Here is a 16,264-nt window from a genome sequence, read left to right as displayed (position 1 = left end):
TTATGAGTTTAAGAGTTTATGGTTTATGAGAATATAAGTTTAACACGCGGTGCTAGACTTTAGACTTTAAACTTTAAACTTCAAATTAAGATGGATCTACTAAGAATAATGGTTGGTCGAATTCTACTGGTGAAGAATCGTCTACTAATATTTTTACTATTTTACCAGAAACTTCAGATTCAATTTCATTGAAAAGTTTCATAGCTTCAATAATACAAAGTACGTCACCTTCTGCAATAGTTTGACCTACTTCAACAAATAAAGGTTTATCTGGAGATGGTTTTCTATAGAATGTACCAATAATTGGTGACTTAATAGTTATATATTTTGAATCTTCGTCTGCCGGTGCTGCAACAGGAGCTGCTGCTTCTGTTTGTACAGGAGCTGCTACTGGTTGTGCTATTTGTGGCATTTGATGAGTTGCAGGAACTTGGTGCACGATAGTTGTATCGGACTCTGAACCTGTTCTAATGGTGATTTTAATATCATCCATTTCTAGTTTAACCTCGCTTGCTCCAGATTTTGCAACAAATTTGATTAAGTTTTGAATCTCTTTTATATCCATAATTTTGGTGTTTTAAGGTTGGTTATTACTTTGAATTATAAGCCCATTTTAAATAAATTGAACCCCAGTTAAATCCGCCTCCAAAAGCGGCAAAGATAACATTATCTCCTTTTTTAAGTTGCGATTCGTAATCATTTATTAACAATGGAAGGGTTGCAGATGTTGTGTTACCGTATTTTTCTATGTTAATCATTACCTTTTCAGGTGCTAATTCCATACGGTTTGCTGTAGCATCAATAATACGTTTGTTTGCTTGATGTGCGGCTAACCAATCTACAGTGTCTTTATTTAAGTTGTTACGCTTTAATATTTTTTCGGCAGCATCGGCCATATTAAAAACGGCATTTTTAAAAACGGTTCTACCTTCTTGAAAAGCGTAATGTCCGCCTTCGTCTAATATATCGTGAGTTAAGGCATGTGATGATCCTCCGTAAGTAGCTTGTAAAAACTCACGTCCGGTTCCATCACTTCTTAAATACTCATCTTGTAAACCTAGGTTTTCCTCGTTTGGTTCAAAAAGAACGGCTCCAGCGCCATCGCCAAAAATAATGCAAGTGGCTCTGTCTTTATAATTAATAATTGAAGACATTTTATCGGCTCCAATTAATAATACGTTTTTGTAACGGCCAGTTTCAATATAACTTGCAGCAACAGACATACCAAATAAGAAACTAGAACATGCTGCATCCATATCGAAAGAAAAAGCATTTGTAGCACCAATTTCTGATGCTGTAAATGATGCCGTAGAGGCAGCTTTCATATCTGGAGTTGCCGTAGCAACTATAACAAGTTCTATATCTTTGGGATCAATACCTTTTTTGTTAATTAGGTCTTGGGCAGCTTTTATAGCGAGGTACGAGGTACCCTTACCGTCGTCTTTTAGAATACGACGTTCTTTAATTCCTGTTCTAGAAGTAATCCATTCATCGTTTGTATCAACCATCGTTTCAAGGATCTGATTGGTTAATACGTATTCGGGCACATAAGCGCCAACAGCTGTAATGGCTGCAGAGATTTTACTCATAACTTTTTAGTTGGTTTGACTGAAAAATCATTAAAATTGAACAAAAACGCTCAAAATTGTTTTAAAAACCACGCAAATTGAGTGGAATTTTACGCAATTTACGTTTTTTTGCTATTCGAAAAGTCATTTCATAAAAAAAACACTCATAAATGAGTGTTTTATTATATGCGTGCATAGTTATTATGCTACGTTTTCTACTTCTGAGTTGTCAATTAATACTTGACCTCTATAGTATAATTTACCTTCATGCCAATGTGCTCTGTGGTATAAATGAGGCTCACCTGTTGTAGGGCAAGTAGCAATCTGTGGCGCAGTTGCTTTGTAATGTGTTCTTCTTTTATCTCTTCTTGTTTTCGAGATTTTTCTTTTAGGATGTGCCATTTTATATGTTTATTTATCCGTTAATAATTTCTTTAATGTATTCCAGCGAGGATCTATATCATCCTCGTTTTGTTCGTTTTTTTCTTTAAGCCCAGGGCTTAATTCTTCTAGTTTTTCAAGTATGTCGGAATCTAATGTCCCATCTTCTACACCTGGATGAACACGTTTAATTGGTACAGCTAATACAATTAGTTCGTAAATGTATTGCTGTATGCTAATTTCGTAAGTACCGTGAGGTAATATTAGAATATCGATATTTTCATCGTTGTATTCATCTCCAAAATTAACTACCAAATTGAAATCGTTTTCAATAATTTGGTCGTAGGGTTCGTTTGTTAAATCACAATTTATGTTAACAAAACCAGAGATTTTAAAGTTCAGCTCAAGCAATGTTGATTTTTTTTCTAAAATCACATCTGCTTTAACCTTTACACTGTTAAAATCTTCATACTCAAAATGTTCAAAGAACGTTTCTTTAATATCAAAATTAAATTGATGTTTGCCGATCTTTAACCCTACAAATGGAATTGTAAACTCTTTTAATGGCTTCATTATCACTTCTAATTTGAGCCTGCAAATATATAAATTTTTATTTACGTGGCGTTACTTATAAACATTTTTTTGTTTATATCTTTCTTTTATGTTGCAATACAGCGTATTTGCTATGGAAAACAGCTACTTACTGCCTGTCTTTATAGTTTTTACTGCGTTCGTTTCGTGGTGCTTTTTTTAATGGGTTTGAAGTTAGCTCTTCAAATTGACTTCGGTTCTTGTATATTTTTAAAGCACTGAATAAAGCTTCTTTAAATGAGTTTTCGTCTGCATCGCCTTTTCCTGCAATTTCGTAAGCTGTACCATGGTCTGGTGAGGTGCGAATTTTATTTAAACCTGCTGTAAAGTTCACTCCTTGACCAAAAGATAATGTTTTAAAAGGTATTAAACCTTGGTCGTGGTATGATGCAATTATGGCATCGAAATTTTTATAGTTATTAGATCCAAAAAAACTATCGGCAGCATAAGGGCCGTAAACAAGTTTGCCTGATTCTTTAATTTTTTTCAATGTTGGTCTTAATACATCGTCATCTTCACTACCAATAACGCCGTTGTCTCCTGTATGTGGATTTATACCTAGAACAGCAATTTTGGGTTTTTGTATGTTGAAATCTGTAACTAAAGATTTGTACACGGTTGCTATTTTTTGCTGAATTAACTCGGCTGTAATATGTGTTGAAACATCTTTTACCGGTACGTGATCTGTAAGTAAGCCGATTCTAAGCGTATCGGTTACCATAAACATTAAGCTTTCGCCTTCTAATTCTTGTGCTAAATAATCGGTATGTCCTGGGAAATTAAAATCTTCAGACTGAATATTGTGTTTATTGATTGGAGCGGTAACTAAAATATCAACATCACCATTTTTTAAGGCTTGTGTTGCCGATGCTAAAGATTTAACGGCAAATTCTCCGATTTTTAAGTCTTCTTGACCGAAATTAATTTTTACAGGTTCTTTCCATGCGTTAAATACATTTACTTTTCCTGTAGTAATTTGGTTTACGCTATTTATACTGTGGAAATTTATGCTTGAGTTAAAATGAGTTTTTAAAAAACTCATTACTTTAATAGATGCAAAAATAACTGGTGTACAGAAATCTAAAATTCTTTCGTCTTCAAAAGTTTTTAAAACAATTTCTCCACCAATACCATTTAGGTCTCCTATAGATATTCCTACTATTATATTTTCTGCTTGCTTCATTAAAAAAGACAACTTTTGTTTGTAATTTTGAAATTCAATTGCTGTTGCAAATTTAACTAAATAAACAGATAATACTATGTTTACCGGAATAATTGAAGATATAGGTGAAGTTTCAAGCCTAAAAAAAGAATTAGATAATCTGCATATTACCGTTAAAAGCGGAATAACTTCGGAATTAAAAATAGATCAGAGTGTGGCTCACAACGGGGTTTGTTTAACGGTTGTTGCTATAGATAATGACGAATATACCGTTACAGCAATTAAAGAAACACTTGATAAAACAAACTTAAATACCTTAAAGGTTAATGATAAGGTGAATTTGGAGCGTGCTATGAAGTTGGGGGATCGCTTGGATGGGCATATTGTTCAGGGGCATGTAGATCAAACCGCTATTTGTACAAATGTTGAGGAAGCTAACGGAAGTTGGGTGTTTACTTTTAGTTATAATTTTGATGAAAATAAAAACTTAACTATTGAAAAAGGGTCGGTAACTGTAAATGGTACAAGTTTAACCGTTGTTAATTCTAAAAAGGATAGTTTTAGTGTAGCTATTATTCCGTATACTTATGAGCATACCAATTTTAATACCTTTAAAAAAGGTAGTGTGGTTAATCTAGAATTTGATGTATTAGGGAAGTATGTGGCTAAACTAGCTTCGCTTTAATAGTTTTTTTGCACCATATAATATGGCGAAGCATGCTCCTGCTATTACTCCTCCGTCTATAGGTAAACCTATGGGTGGTGTAACTGGTGGGGGTGGCATACCTCCTCCTTGAGCGGTGCATACAAAACTTATTAATACAAATAAGATTGAGGCAAATATTCTTTTATTTTGTATTGTCATTGTGCGGTAAAAATATTAAAAAAAGCCAAATTACAAAGCATAAAGCTCATAAATTAAAAAAATATATCCATAAAACCACTTAAAACATCGATGAAATACGTTTTTTTGAAGTTTGAAAATGGTATTTGATTAACGTTTTTATTTGTTGAAAAGTATGTTTATGATTAAAATACAGGTGGTTGTGTCGCTCTATTGCAAAAAAAAACCTTGAACTGTGTTTAAAAATTAAAAACAGAATCAAGGTTTATATCTTAAAAAGATTAATAGCATTACAAAAATAGTGTTATTTTTTGAAGTAAATGAATTTCTAGGTTAATATATGGTTAACAATTTTACTTTAACTGTATTTAATTTTTCTTAAGACTCTTATCGTTTCTTTATATAAGGTGTATATTTCTCCGTTGTATGTTTTTAAATAAGGCTTGGCTTCGTTGAGTTTATCTATAGCTTCATGAAATAGATTTAAATAACATATTAAGTAGGTTACGGGTAGGTTTTTTAGATCGGTCTCTTCTGCTTTGGTTAATTGATGTCCTTTTTTTAGTTTTTCTAAAATGGCATTGTTGGCGTTGTAAATATGATGCAGGACTTTTTTATCATATTGTGGTGGTTCAAAGAGGAGTTTGGTGTCAATGCTATAGCTCGCATTATTTTCAAATTTAATAATGGTTTCTTCTAAAGGATAGTATTTATTAGAATTCTGAAATCCAAGATTAACGTATTCAATAATTTTAAAGGCGTCCTCTGTTATATTGATAGATACTTCGTCTAATGCTGAAAAAAACAACAAAACTTGTTCGTTTATAAGTTTAATGTCAACTCGTGAATAGTAAGTTTGATCTTTTGTTGTTTTCTTTTGTCCGGCCCAGCACATTACAAAATATTCTTTAAATACTTTGTATTTTGGGTTGTAGTCTACTCGTTTCTTCATAAAATCGAAAACACCGTCTAATGTGTGTTCTATATTGTTTTGCGCATTTTTCTCTATAGCTTCAACAATTTTAGAATTTACATCTTTAATATCTGTATCGAACACTTTTGGCATACTTATGCTGCCGTCTCTAAAAAATACAGAGCCTCCGTAATATTTCCATACATTTTTACGTAAAGATGTTAATTTTCCTGTTGGTCTAATGGTTACTAAGCCAACAACTTTATGGTCTGGTAAGTGTGGGAACGGAATGTTTTCGTATTGTACTATTGGTGGGTTTGTTAAATAGGCGTTTATTAAATTCTGAATTTTGCTGTCATCAAAAAAATCTACACCTATAATTTTGTTGTCTTCATCTTCAACACCTATAACTATATACGAGTTGTTTTTTGGATTGCTATTTGATAAAGCGCAAACGTGTTTTAAAAATTTCGCTTTTCCTTCTTTGTGTCCAATATCAATTTTTCGCTTTTTATCATAAAAACTGTTCTCGTCATTGTGAGCTAATAGGTGTTTTATGAGAAGGCGTTTATTAATCATTTTATAGGAGTTCTATTTCTTTTAAAATATTTTTTCTAGCTTGAGTTTCAAGTTTAGATTGATAAGGTTGTGTAAAAAATAAGGTTTCGCGTTGTAAGAAGTGTTCTAGTACTTGTTTTCTTCCTTTATTATAAATGAAACTAGGGTAAATGCGATACTCTTTCCTGATGTTCTCTGTGTATTTTTGGTAGGTTTTCCAGTCGCTTCCTAAAATTGATAAATCGATATCTAGAAGGAGTGCGTTGTCTTTATTTTTATCTAAAATAATTTCATGTTTTTTAGTTGAAATGATTAATTGTTCAATGTTTTCTAATGTGTTTTGCTTTAAATGTAGTTTTTTAAGTCTTTTTTTAGCTAAAACAGCGCTTTGAGATTCATTGTCTTGTTTGGTTGGTTTGTAAATAATATCATGATACCAAATTACAAATAAAAAAGCGTTGTAATTTTCTATAGTCTCTTTGTGTGTTTCAGCTTGCTTTAGCATGGCATCTATATGTGAGAAATTGTGGTAATACCTCGCATTAAGCTCATATTGTGTTTTAATTTCTATCCATAAAGATTCAGTTAAAATATTATCTTTAGTATATTTTGTTGCTAACTGAAACCATTGATGTTTTAGGGAATCGATCATGACTCTTTATTAACAATAGTGCTGCTTGCTTGTGCAGTACAAAACATTAAAATGTCGGCAAGGTTTACGTGTGCGGGTCTGGAAATTGCGAAATAAATTACATCGGCAACATCTTTAGCTTGTAGCGCTTTAAAGCCTTTGTAAACATTGTTGGCTGTAGGATCGCCTTTAAAACGTACTTGCGAAAATTCGGTTTCTACCATGCCAGGGTTAACAGCGCCAACTTTAATTCCGAACGGATTTAAATCTATACGCATACCTTCGGTAATAGCCAAAACAGCATGTTTTGTTGCGCAGTAAACATTTCCGTTAGGGTAAACTTCTTTTCCTGCGGAAGATCCTATGTTTATAATATGTCCAGATTTTCGAGCCGTCATTTGTGGAATAATAGCTTTGCTTACATAGAGCAGGCCTTTTACGTTGATATCCATCATGGCGTCCCAATCATCAAGGTTTCCTTCGTTTATAGGGTCTAATCCGTGGGCGTTACCAGCATTGTTAATTAGTATGTCTATGTTTTTAAAGGCTTTTGGTAGATTTTCAATAGCGTCAATAACGCTTTGCTTATTGCGAATGTCGAAATTTAAAATGTGTACATCGGTTAAGCGTTCTAGTGCTTTTTGTATCGTGTTTAGTCGTTCTAGTCGTCTGCCGCAGATTATTAATTTTATCCCGTTTTTAGCGAATTCATAGGCTGTTGCTTCACCTATGCCGCTTGTTGCGCCTGTAATTAGGGCTGTTCTTGTCATGCTTGTTAATTTATCGTCATTTAATTCTTGTATAAAAATACTTAAAACAATTTTATGATAATAGCTTTGATGAAAAATTATGGATATATGTCTTTTTTGTAAAACGAATTGAAAAATAATTAAGAAATTCTTATCATAATAATAGGTTAAAGTGCGAAAACATTGAATTTACTTTAATTTTTAACCAATTTTTAACAGCATCTCACGAAAAAAATTAACAATTTGCACGACTCAAATAAGGGCTGTATATTAGGCTTTTTAATTAATAAAAATAATGGAAGATACAGGTACAATTGATATTAAGAGCATAAACGAGAAAATCGAAAAAGAAAGTGCTTTTGTTGATTTACTGATGCTGGAAATGAACAAAGTAATTGTGGGCCAGAAACATATGGTCGAGCGTTTACTTATTGGTTTGTTAGGGCAAGGACATATTTTATTAGAAGGTGTTCCAGGATTAGCAAAAACATTAGCTATTAATACCTTGGCACAAGCGGTTGATGGTAGTTTTAGTCGTATTCAGTTTACACCAGATTTATTACCAGCCGATGTTACGGGTACATTAATTTACAATATGAAAATTAATGATTTCTCGATAAAGAAAGGACCTATTTTTGCAAACTTTGTATTGGCCGATGAGATTAACAGAGCGCCAGCGAAAGTGCAATCAGCACTCTTAGAGGCTATGCAAGAAAAGCAGGTTACTATTGGTGATGAAACCTTTAAATTAGATAAACCATTTTTAGTAATGGCGACTATGAATCCGGTTGAGCAAGAAGGAACATATCCTTTACCAGAAGCTCAAGTCGATCGTTTTATGCTAAAAACAGTTATAGATTACCCAAAATTAGATGAAGAACAACTTATTATGCGTTCTAATCTAAAAGGATCTTGGGAAAAAGTAAATCCTGTGGTTTCGGTAGCGCAAATATTAAGAGCGCAAGAAGCTTCTCGTGAGGTTTACATGGATGAAAAAATTGAAAAATACATATTAGATATTATTTTTGCGACACGTTATCCAGAAAAATATAAGCTTAACGATTTAAAACCACTAATCTCCTTTGGAGCATCACCACGTGGTAGTATTAACTTAGCAACTGCAGCTAAATGTTACGCTTTTATTAAACGTCGTGGTTATGTAATACCAGAAGATGTTCGCGCTGTAGTTTACGATGTGTTACGTCACAGAATTGGTATTACTTACGAGGCAGAAGCAGAGAATGTAACCTCTGTAGATATTATTACTAAAATTGTAAACGAAATTGAAGTACCATAAAGATGTTACTGGTAGTAAATCAGTTTTCAGTAGGTAGTCGCTTACTTGAATTCTGATATGTTCTGACTGCTAACTGAAGACTGCACACTGCAAACTGAAAACATGGATACTAAAGAATTACTAAAAAAAGTACGAAAAATTGAGATTAAGACGCGTAGGCTGTCTGATCATATTTTTGGAGGCGAATATCATTCGACTTTCAAAGGACGTGGTATGACTTTTAGTGAAGTTCGCCAATACAATTTTGGCGACGATGTTCGAAATATAGATTGGAACGTAACCGCTCGTTACAATGAGCCTTATGTAAAGGTTTTTGAGGAAGAGCGCGAACTTACCATGATGCTTATGGTTGATGTTTCTGGATCAGAACTTTTTGGAACCGAAAATCAATTTAAGAATGAAGTTGTAACAGAAATTGCAGCAACTTTAGCTTTTTCTGCAACACAGAACAATGATAAAATTGGACTTATTTTGTTTTCCGATAAGGTAGAGTTGTATATTCCGCCTAAAAAAGGACGTTCGCATGTACTTCGTATTATTCGTGAATTAATAGAGTTTAAGCCAGAAAGCAAACAAACCAATTTAGTCGAAGCTTTAAAGTTCATGCAAAGTGTTATGAAGAAAAAAGTGATTGCTTTTGTGCTTTCAGATTTTATTGCGGACGATTACCATCAAACCATGAAAATTGTGGCTAAAAAACACGATGTTACTGGTATTAGGGTTTACGATAAACGTGAAGAGGATATCCCTAATTTAGGTATTGTACAAATGCAAGATGAAGAAACAGGCGAGCTTATGCTAGTCAATACATCATCTAAAACCGTACGTAAGAATTACAACAAGTTTTACCACGAAAAGGCAAAATATTATAAAGAAAGTTTCACCAAATCGGGAGCAGGCGCTATAGATTGCCGTGTTGACGAAAGTTATGTAAAAAAATTATTGGGCTATTTTAAACATAGAGCATAATTAGTATTAGCAGTTAAAAAAAATAAAAGTGAGACAAATTACGCTACATAATATAGAATTAAATAAACAGGAGTTGGCCGTAGGTCGCTCAAAAATTACCAGAATGCGTGCTGTAATCGCCTTTAGTTTCTTTTTTCTATGTTCTCTATTGTCTTTTTCTCAAGTTACATCGGCAATAGATTCTACATCTATAAAAATTGGTGAACAAATTACGTATCATATCCAAGTTGAAACCGATACTACAAGTTTAGTTGTTTTTCCGGAAGGGCAATCGTTTTCTCCTTTAGAAATGATTGAATCTTATGCGGTAGATACTTTAAAAAATAAAGACAAATACAATCTTGTTAAAAAATACGGCTTAACTCAATTCGATTCGGGTTCTTATACTATTCCTAGACAAAAAATTATTATTGGTACAAAAACTTTTTTTACCGATTCGCTTAAGGTTGAAGTTAATAATGTTGTTATAGATACAACAAAACAGGGGCTTTACGATATTAAACCCATTATTGAAGTTGAAAAATCGGCTAGTAATTGGTGGAAGTATTTATTAATTACGCTTTTAATTATTAGTGCAGTAGGTTTTCTTTTGTATTGGTTTATTTGGCGTAAAAAACCACTTTCCGAAGAGGAAAAAATAGCCTTATTACCACCGTACGATCGAGCAAAATTAGCTTTAAAGAATTTAGATGAAAGTCCATATTTAGAACAAGAGAACTTAAAAGATTACTATTCTGAATTAACTTTTATTATTAGAAAATATTTAGATGAAAAGGTTTACGATCGCGCCTTAGAAAGCACAACTGATGAACTTATTAAACGATTAAACATCCTAAAGGAAGGGAATCAAGTCGATTTAAGTAAAGAGGATATTAAAAATTTAGAAAGCATATTAAAACGCGCCGATTTAGTGAAGTTTGCTAAATCTGCTCCGGATATTGAATTGGCAAAAATTGATAGAACTACAATTGATATAGAAATAGATCACGTAAAAGAAGCCTTGCCAGAACCTACAGAGGAAGAAAAGCTTTTAGACGAAAAATATAGAGAAGAACAAGCACGTAAAAAGAAGCGTAATAAAATTATTTTAACCGTAGTTATTGCTGTGTTTTTAATGATTGCAACCTTTGTTGGTTTTTCTTTAAAATATGGTTTTTCTTATGTTAAAGATACCATTATTGGTCACGATAGTATTGAGCTTTTAGAGGGTGATTGGGTAACTAGTGCATACGGTGTGCCTCCAATTAATATTACAACTCCAAAGGTTTTAAAGCGTAATACGGTAGAGCTTCCAGAAGAAGCACAAGCTCAAATGAGTGTTACGAGTTTTAGTTACGGTAGTTTGTTAAATTTCTTTAGTGTAGATGTATCTACAATAATTTTAAAACAAGCCAATCCAGAAGAAGATATCGATTTAGAACAGGCTCAAAATGGTGCAATAAAACAATTAGAGCAAGCTGGTGTTACCGATATTTCTGTTTTAAACGATAAGTTTACAACTCCAAACGGTGCTGAAGGTTTAAAAACTCATGGTACGGCGAGTTTCCCTATTTTAAATTCCGATGAATTTTACGAAGGACAATATGTTATTTTACAATTTTCATCTAAAAATATTTTACAACGTATTTCCATTGTATGGAATAAAACTGATGAGTATGCCGACAAAATTGTGGAGCGTATTTTAAATTCAGTTGAACTTAAAAAAGCAGAAGAATAATGTTTGAAGGGATCGAGTTTGTAAATAAAGAGTTTTTCTGGTTGTTCTTGCTTTTGCCTTTGGTAATTGTATGGTATGTGTTTAAACGCAATAAGCAAACGGCAGAGTTAAAAATGTCTAGTTTAAAAGGTTTTAAAGTAACTAGTTCTTGGTTAACTAAGCTTAAGCCTATCATGTTTGTGTTACGTTTATTGGCTTTAACGTTGTTAATTATGGCGTTGGCTAGACCGCAAACCGTAGATGTTTCGTCTAAAACCAAAACAACACGTGGTATCGATATTGTAATGGCTATAGATGTTTCGGCTAGTATGTTGGCTAAAGATTTACGTCCAAATAGATTAGATGCCTTAAAAGAAGTTGCTGCAGAATTTATTAAAGGCCGTCCCAACGATAGAATTGGTTTGGTGGAATATGCAGGAGAAAGTTATACCAAAACACCAATAACTAGTGATAAAGCTATTGTATTGCGCTCTTTAAAAAGTATTGAGTATAATAATATTATTGAAGGCGGAACCGCTATCGGTATGGGGTTAGCTACATCGGTAAATAGATTAAAAGATAGTAAAGCGAAAAGTAAAGTTATTATTTTGCTAACCGATGGTGTTAATAATTCAGGATTTATAGATCCAAAAATTGCTAGCGAATTAGCTATAGAATACGGTATTAAAACTTACACTATTGGTTTAGGTACAAATGGTATGGCATTATCACCTGTGGCTATCGACCCTAGAACTGGGCAGTTTCAATACGGCAGAATTAAAGTAGAAATAGACGAAACGCTATTAAAAGAAATTGCTACCGCAACTGGTGGGAAATATTTTAGAGCGACAAATAATAAAAAATTAGAAGAAATTTATAGCGAAATCAATAAGCTTGAAAAAACAGATGTTGAAGAGTTTAAATTTTATAATTACGAAGAAAAATATAGGCCATTAGTACTCTTAGCAGGGTTCTTGTTGTTGTTAGAATTACTTTTACGTAATACATTATTTAAGAGTTTTGTTTAAACAGAAGTTAGACAGCGGCAAACTCGATAAACAAATTTAAGCATCGAGCTTAACTGCGAAATGAATATTGAAAAACTGAAAACTGATACATGTTTCAATTAGAAGAAAAAATATGGTTTTGGACGCTAGCAATTATTCCTGTAATAATTGTGCTGTTTTTGTTACTTCAATTTTGGAGATACCGTACACAAAAAAAGTTTGCCGATAAGGAACTCTTAAAGCGTTTAAGCCCGAATAAATCGTTGTTTAAATCCATTTTAAAAGTGGTAGTTTTAAGTTTGGCTTTTTTGTGTTTAACTATTGCTTTGGTAAACCCAAAAGTGGGTACAAAACTAGAAACGGTTAAACGTGAAGGAGTCGATATTGTTTTTGCAGTCGATGTTTCTAAAAGTATGTTAGCCGAAGATATTGCACCAAACAGGTTAGAGAAATCTAAACAATTGGTAACGCAAATTATCAATAATTTAGCTAGTGATCGTGTTGGTATTATTGCATACGCAGGTAAAGCATTTCCGCAGTTACCTATAACTACAGATTATGGATCGGCTAAAATGTTTTTAAACAACATGAATACCGATATGCTGTCTTCGCAAGGAACAGCGATAAACGAAGCCATAAAATTAGCAACCACTTATTTTGATAATGAAGAGCAAACCAATCGTGTTTTAATCATTATTTCAGATGGGGAAGATCATAGTGAAGATGCTTTAGCTTACGCTGAACAAGCTAGTGAGCAAGGTATCAAGATATTTACCATTGGTGTGGGAGATTTAAAAGGAGGCCCAATTCCTATTAAAAGAAATGGTATTGTTTTAAATTATAAAAAAGACAATCAAGGTGAAACGGTAATTACGCGTTTAAATGAAGACACCTTAAAGAAAATTGCCGAAGAAGCTAATGGTGCTTACATTAACGGGAAAAATACAAATGATGTTGTTGAACATATTCGTGAAATATTAAACGGTATGGACAAAACAGAGTTTGAAGCCAAACAATTCGCCGATTTTAAAGATCAATTTCAATGGTTTTTAGGGTTAGGGATTTTCTTATTACTAATAGATGTTTTCTTGTTAGAGAGAAAAACAGGTTGGTTGAAAAAATTGAATTTATTTAATGAGAATTTATAGTTTCATTAACAACAAAAAAAATCTGAGTTTTTTATCTTAGATAGAAGGATTTAAAAATGAAATACTTAGCAACACTTATAGTTTTATTGGTAAGTCTTTCTTCTTTTTCTCAAGAAGAAGAAAAGACACAGTTATTAGCGCTTAAAAAGGCGAACGATTTTGTTTACGAAGGGAATAACTTAGTGAATGAGGACGATTATGTTTTAGCCGAAATGGAATATAGAAAAGCGATTTCCGAAAACCCAAAAAGTATTGCAGGCGCTTATAATTTAGGTAATGCTTATTACACCAAAGGAAGTTTTGATGAGGCTATTTTTAGGTTAGAGCAGGCTGCTACGACAACAACATCGAAATCTGAAAAACATAAAGCCTTCCATAACATAGGAACTATTTTAATGAAAGGTAAAAAATGTAAAGAAGCTGTTGAAGCTTTTAAAAGTGCCTTAAGAAATAATCCTGCCGATGATGAAACGCGGTATAATTTAGGTTTGGCTAAAGAGTGCGCTAAACAGCAGCAAGATCAAGAAGACCAAAATAAGGACGATAAAGAAGATAAAAACGAAGATCAAAAAGACGAGAAGGATAATAAAGACAATAAGGAAGACAAGGAAAATAAAGATAAAGGCGACGACGAGAATAAAGACGATAAAAAGGACGAAGGCGATAAGGACGAGAAGGAAGGCGACGATAAAAAAGATGATGAGGGCAAGCCTAAAGATGAAAAGGAAGATAAAGGTAAAGATGGTGATCAAGATAAAAAAGAGCAACAGCAGCCAAAACCACAGCCCGGACAAATGTCTCCACAGCAAATAAAAAACTTGCTGGAAGCCATGAATAATCAAGAACAAGCCGTTCAAGAAAAAATGAATGCCGAAAAAGTAAAGGGTGTTAAGGTTAAAACCGATAAGGATTGGTAGTTTAGCAGTCCGTTTTCAGTTGTCTAGAGTATTTTAAAATTCGGAAAGATTTTTAAATTTAAAACATGAAATTAGTAAAACACATATCTATAATATTTTTCATACTAATTACAAGTATGGCTTCTGCTCAGGTTAAATTTGAAGCCAAAGTCAGTAAGAAATCATTAGGCGTAAACGAGCGTTTACGTATCGATTTTGAAATGAATAAAGATGGCGATAATTTTACGCCACCCGATTTTTCAAGCTTTAATGTAAGTGGCCCTAACCAATCCGTAAGTAACTCTTGGATTAATGGCGTGCGTACTTATAAAAAAACATATACATACTTTTTAACGCCAAAAAGCCGAGGTAATTTTACCATTTCTCAGGCTACCATTGTTATAGATGGTACGGTGTATAAAACGGTTCCAGTAAAAGTTACAGTTACTGCAGCTGTAGATAAACCTAAGGATCCTAACGATCCAAATTTTATTGCTTCAGAAAATATTCATTTGGTTGCCGAAATATCTAAAACCAATCCATATTTAAATGAAGCTATTTCTGTAGTTTACAAACTTTATGTATCGCCAAATATCGCAGTGGATAATTGGAATGAAGTAGATAGTCCTAGATATAACGATTTTTGGAGCCAAAATATTAACACGCAGGGTCAAAAAGTTCAAAACGGAACTTACAAAGGTGAAGATTATCGCTATTTAGTACTTCGTAAAACAGTATTGTATCCACAAAAAACAGGAGAATTAAATATAGAACCGCTTACCTTAAATCTTTCTATGCGTGTGCCAACCAATCGTCGTGATATTTTTGGTGGCGCTATAATGACGCGCGTTAGCAAAGTTGTATCGGCAGGTAACCAAACTATTTCTGTTAAGTCATTGCCAGAACAAGGCAAGCCAGCAGATTTTACAGGTGCTGTTGGTAGTTTTAGTTTCGATGTATCAAGTTCTAAACAAGTGTTAGATGCTTCGGAATCACTTCAAATAAAAGTAGGAGTAAAAGGTAATGGGAATTTAAAACTGTTTAAGCTACCTAAGCTGTCATTACCGAGTTCTTTAGAGGTTTATGAGCCAGAACATACCGAGAATGTAAAAACGAATTCAGCGGGTATGCAAGGTGATATTTCCGATAGTTATACGGTCGTGCCGCAGTATAAAGGTAAATATCCAATACCGAGTATTTCTTTTTCTTATTTCGATTTAAAGAGCAAGTCGTATAAACGATTAAACTCCGATGAAATTATTATAGATGTTCAAAACGGTCCGTTAAACAATGTAAGTACTAGTGAAACTAACACTACAAGTAATAAACAAGCTGTGGTTTTAAGTAACGACCAATTTGCTTTTATAAAAACTAAAACAAATTTTACGAGTATAAGACCAAGCTATTTCTTTAAAACCAATTTATTTTGGAGCTTGTTGTTGCTGCCGTTTTTATTGATTCCAATTGCAATTGTTTTCCGTAATAAAAAAGCAAGTCGCGATGCCGATGTTTATGGAAACCGTATTAGAAAAGCAGATAAGCTAGCTAAAAAGTATTTAAGTAATGCTAAAAAATCTTTAGGTCAAAAAGAAGCTTTTTATATCGCCTTAGAGAAAGCCTTGCATAATTACTTAAAGGCAAAATTACATATAGAAACCAACGAATTAAGTAAAGATAAAATTGAAGAATTACTATTGAAGAAGCAAGTGGATGCTGAGGTAATTAAAGATTTTAAAGGTATTTTGGAGAGTTGTGAGTTAGCGCGTTATACTCCAATCGACATTGTAACTATGCAAGACGATTTTGATAAAGCAGCTAAAACTATTTCGTTAATTGATAAACAAGCTCGTTAAT

At 33.1% G+C, this 16,264-nt stretch carries 17 protein-coding genes; 8 read left to right on the top strand and 9 right to left on the bottom strand.

All coding sequences use genetic code 11. From position 1 onward, the window contains the following. Positions 1-85: 85 nt before the first annotated feature. The 5 genes from accB to pdxA form a co-directional block, all read right to left on the bottom strand. Positions 86-565 (bottom strand): acetyl-CoA carboxylase biotin carboxyl carrier protein, encoded by a 480-nt coding sequence (gene accB / locus DFQ06_RS10010; RefSeq protein ID WP_042496068.1) that lies wholly within the window; start codon positions 563-565, stop codon positions 86-88. Positions 566-590: 25 nt separating this feature from the next. Further along, positions 591-1,589: a beta-ketoacyl-ACP synthase III gene (locus DFQ06_RS10005; protein WP_042502415.1), complete on the bottom strand. Its 999-nt coding sequence runs from the start codon at positions 1,587-1,589 to the stop codon at positions 591-593. Between the two features lie 180 nt (positions 1,590-1,769). Further along, positions 1,770-1,970, bottom strand: coding sequence for a 50S ribosomal protein L32 (rpmF, locus tag DFQ06_RS10000; RefSeq protein ID WP_042496062.1), 201 nt, complete (start codon positions 1,968-1,970; stop codon positions 1,770-1,772). Between the two features lie 9 nt (positions 1,971-1,979). Continuing rightward, positions 1,980-2,522 (bottom strand): YceD family protein, encoded by a 543-nt coding sequence (locus tag DFQ06_RS09995; RefSeq protein WP_042496061.1) that lies wholly within the window; start codon positions 2,520-2,522, stop codon positions 1,980-1,982. A 127-nt stretch (positions 2,523-2,649) separates the two neighbouring features. Next, positions 2,650-3,723, bottom strand: coding sequence for a 4-hydroxythreonine-4-phosphate dehydrogenase PdxA (gene pdxA, locus DFQ06_RS09990; RefSeq protein WP_133967497.1), 1,074 nt, complete (start codon positions 3,721-3,723; stop codon positions 2,650-2,652). 76 nt (positions 3,724-3,799) lie between these two features. On the opposite strand from pdxA, the gene DFQ06_RS09985 reads away from it, so the two are divergent. Next, positions 3,800-4,387 carry a riboflavin synthase gene (locus tag DFQ06_RS09985; RefSeq protein WP_042502417.1) on the top strand — a complete coding sequence of 196 codons (588 nt, stop codon included), beginning with the start codon at positions 3,800-3,802 and terminating at the stop codon, positions 4,385-4,387. On the opposite strand, the gene DFQ06_RS19660 is transcribed toward DFQ06_RS09985, so the two are convergent. The 4 genes from DFQ06_RS19660 to DFQ06_RS09965 form a co-directional block, all read right to left on the bottom strand. Beyond that, the gene (locus tag DFQ06_RS19660; RefSeq protein ID WP_369441092.1) at positions 4,373-4,432 is read right to left on the bottom strand and encodes a hypothetical protein; all 60 of its coding nucleotides are present in this window, start codon (positions 4,430-4,432) and stop codon (positions 4,373-4,375) included. The genes DFQ06_RS09985 and DFQ06_RS19660 overlap by 15 nt on opposite strands. Positions 4,433-4,904: 472 nt before the next feature. After that, a complete protein-coding gene (locus DFQ06_RS09975) occupies positions 4,905-6,038 on the bottom strand; it encodes an ATP-binding protein (RefSeq protein ID WP_133967495.1) in 1,134 nt (377 codons plus the stop codon). 1 nt (position 6,039) lies between these two features. Beyond that, positions 6,040-6,669: an HD domain-containing protein gene (locus DFQ06_RS09970; RefSeq protein ID WP_235833519.1), complete on the bottom strand. Its 630-nt coding sequence runs from the start codon at positions 6,667-6,669 to the stop codon at positions 6,040-6,042. Next, complete coding sequence (locus DFQ06_RS09965) at positions 6,666-7,418, bottom strand: SDR family NAD(P)-dependent oxidoreductase (RefSeq protein ID WP_074936762.1); 753 nt, start codon at positions 7,416-7,418, stop codon at positions 6,666-6,668. The genes DFQ06_RS09970 and DFQ06_RS09965 overlap by 4 nt, the downstream gene beginning before the upstream one ends. A 274-nt stretch (positions 7,419-7,692) precedes the next feature. Here DFQ06_RS09965 and DFQ06_RS09960 point away from each other — a divergent pair, with 274 nt between their 5' ends. From DFQ06_RS09960 to DFQ06_RS09930, 7 genes are all read left to right on the top strand, one after another. Continuing rightward, the gene (locus tag DFQ06_RS09960) at positions 7,693-8,694 is read left to right on the top strand and encodes an AAA family ATPase (protein ID WP_042496053.1); all 1,002 of its coding nucleotides are present in this window, start codon (positions 7,693-7,695) and stop codon (positions 8,692-8,694) included. 102 nt (positions 8,695-8,796) lie between these two features. Next, positions 8,797-9,663, top strand: coding sequence for a DUF58 domain-containing protein (locus DFQ06_RS09955; RefSeq protein WP_133967493.1), 867 nt, complete (start codon positions 8,797-8,799; stop codon positions 9,661-9,663). Between the two features lie 103 nt (positions 9,664-9,766). After that, entirely contained in the window at positions 9,767-11,380 is a 1,614-nt protein-coding gene (locus DFQ06_RS09950) for a BatD family protein (protein ID WP_133968008.1), read from the top strand. Continuing rightward, positions 11,380-12,387, top strand: a complete 1,008-nt coding sequence (locus tag DFQ06_RS09945; protein WP_042496052.1) for a vWA domain-containing protein — start codon at positions 11,380-11,382, stop codon at positions 12,385-12,387. Before DFQ06_RS09950 ends, DFQ06_RS09945 begins: the two co-directional genes overlap by 1 nt. An 89-nt stretch (positions 12,388-12,476) precedes the next feature. Then, positions 12,477-13,514 (top strand): vWA domain-containing protein, encoded by a 1,038-nt coding sequence (locus DFQ06_RS09940; RefSeq protein ID WP_042496050.1) that lies wholly within the window; start codon positions 12,477-12,479, stop codon positions 13,512-13,514. Positions 13,515-13,570: 56 nt separating this feature from the next. Further along, the gene (locus DFQ06_RS09935; RefSeq protein ID WP_133967491.1) at positions 13,571-14,431 is read left to right on the top strand and encodes a tetratricopeptide repeat protein; all 861 of its coding nucleotides are present in this window, start codon (positions 13,571-13,573) and stop codon (positions 14,429-14,431) included. 65 nt (positions 14,432-14,496) lie between these two features. Next, the gene (locus DFQ06_RS09930; RefSeq protein WP_042496042.1) at positions 14,497-16,263 is read left to right on the top strand and encodes a BatD family protein; all 1,767 of its coding nucleotides are present in this window, start codon (positions 14,497-14,499) and stop codon (positions 16,261-16,263) included. The last annotated feature ends 1 nt before the right edge of the window (position 16,264 follow it).

Origin of the sequence: Algibacter lectus (assembly GCF_004368925.1) — a bacterium.
GTDB lineage: Bacteria > Bacteroidota > Bacteroidia > Flavobacteriales > Flavobacteriaceae > Algibacter > Algibacter lectus.
This window is presented reverse-complemented; position numbering and strand designations above follow the sequence as displayed.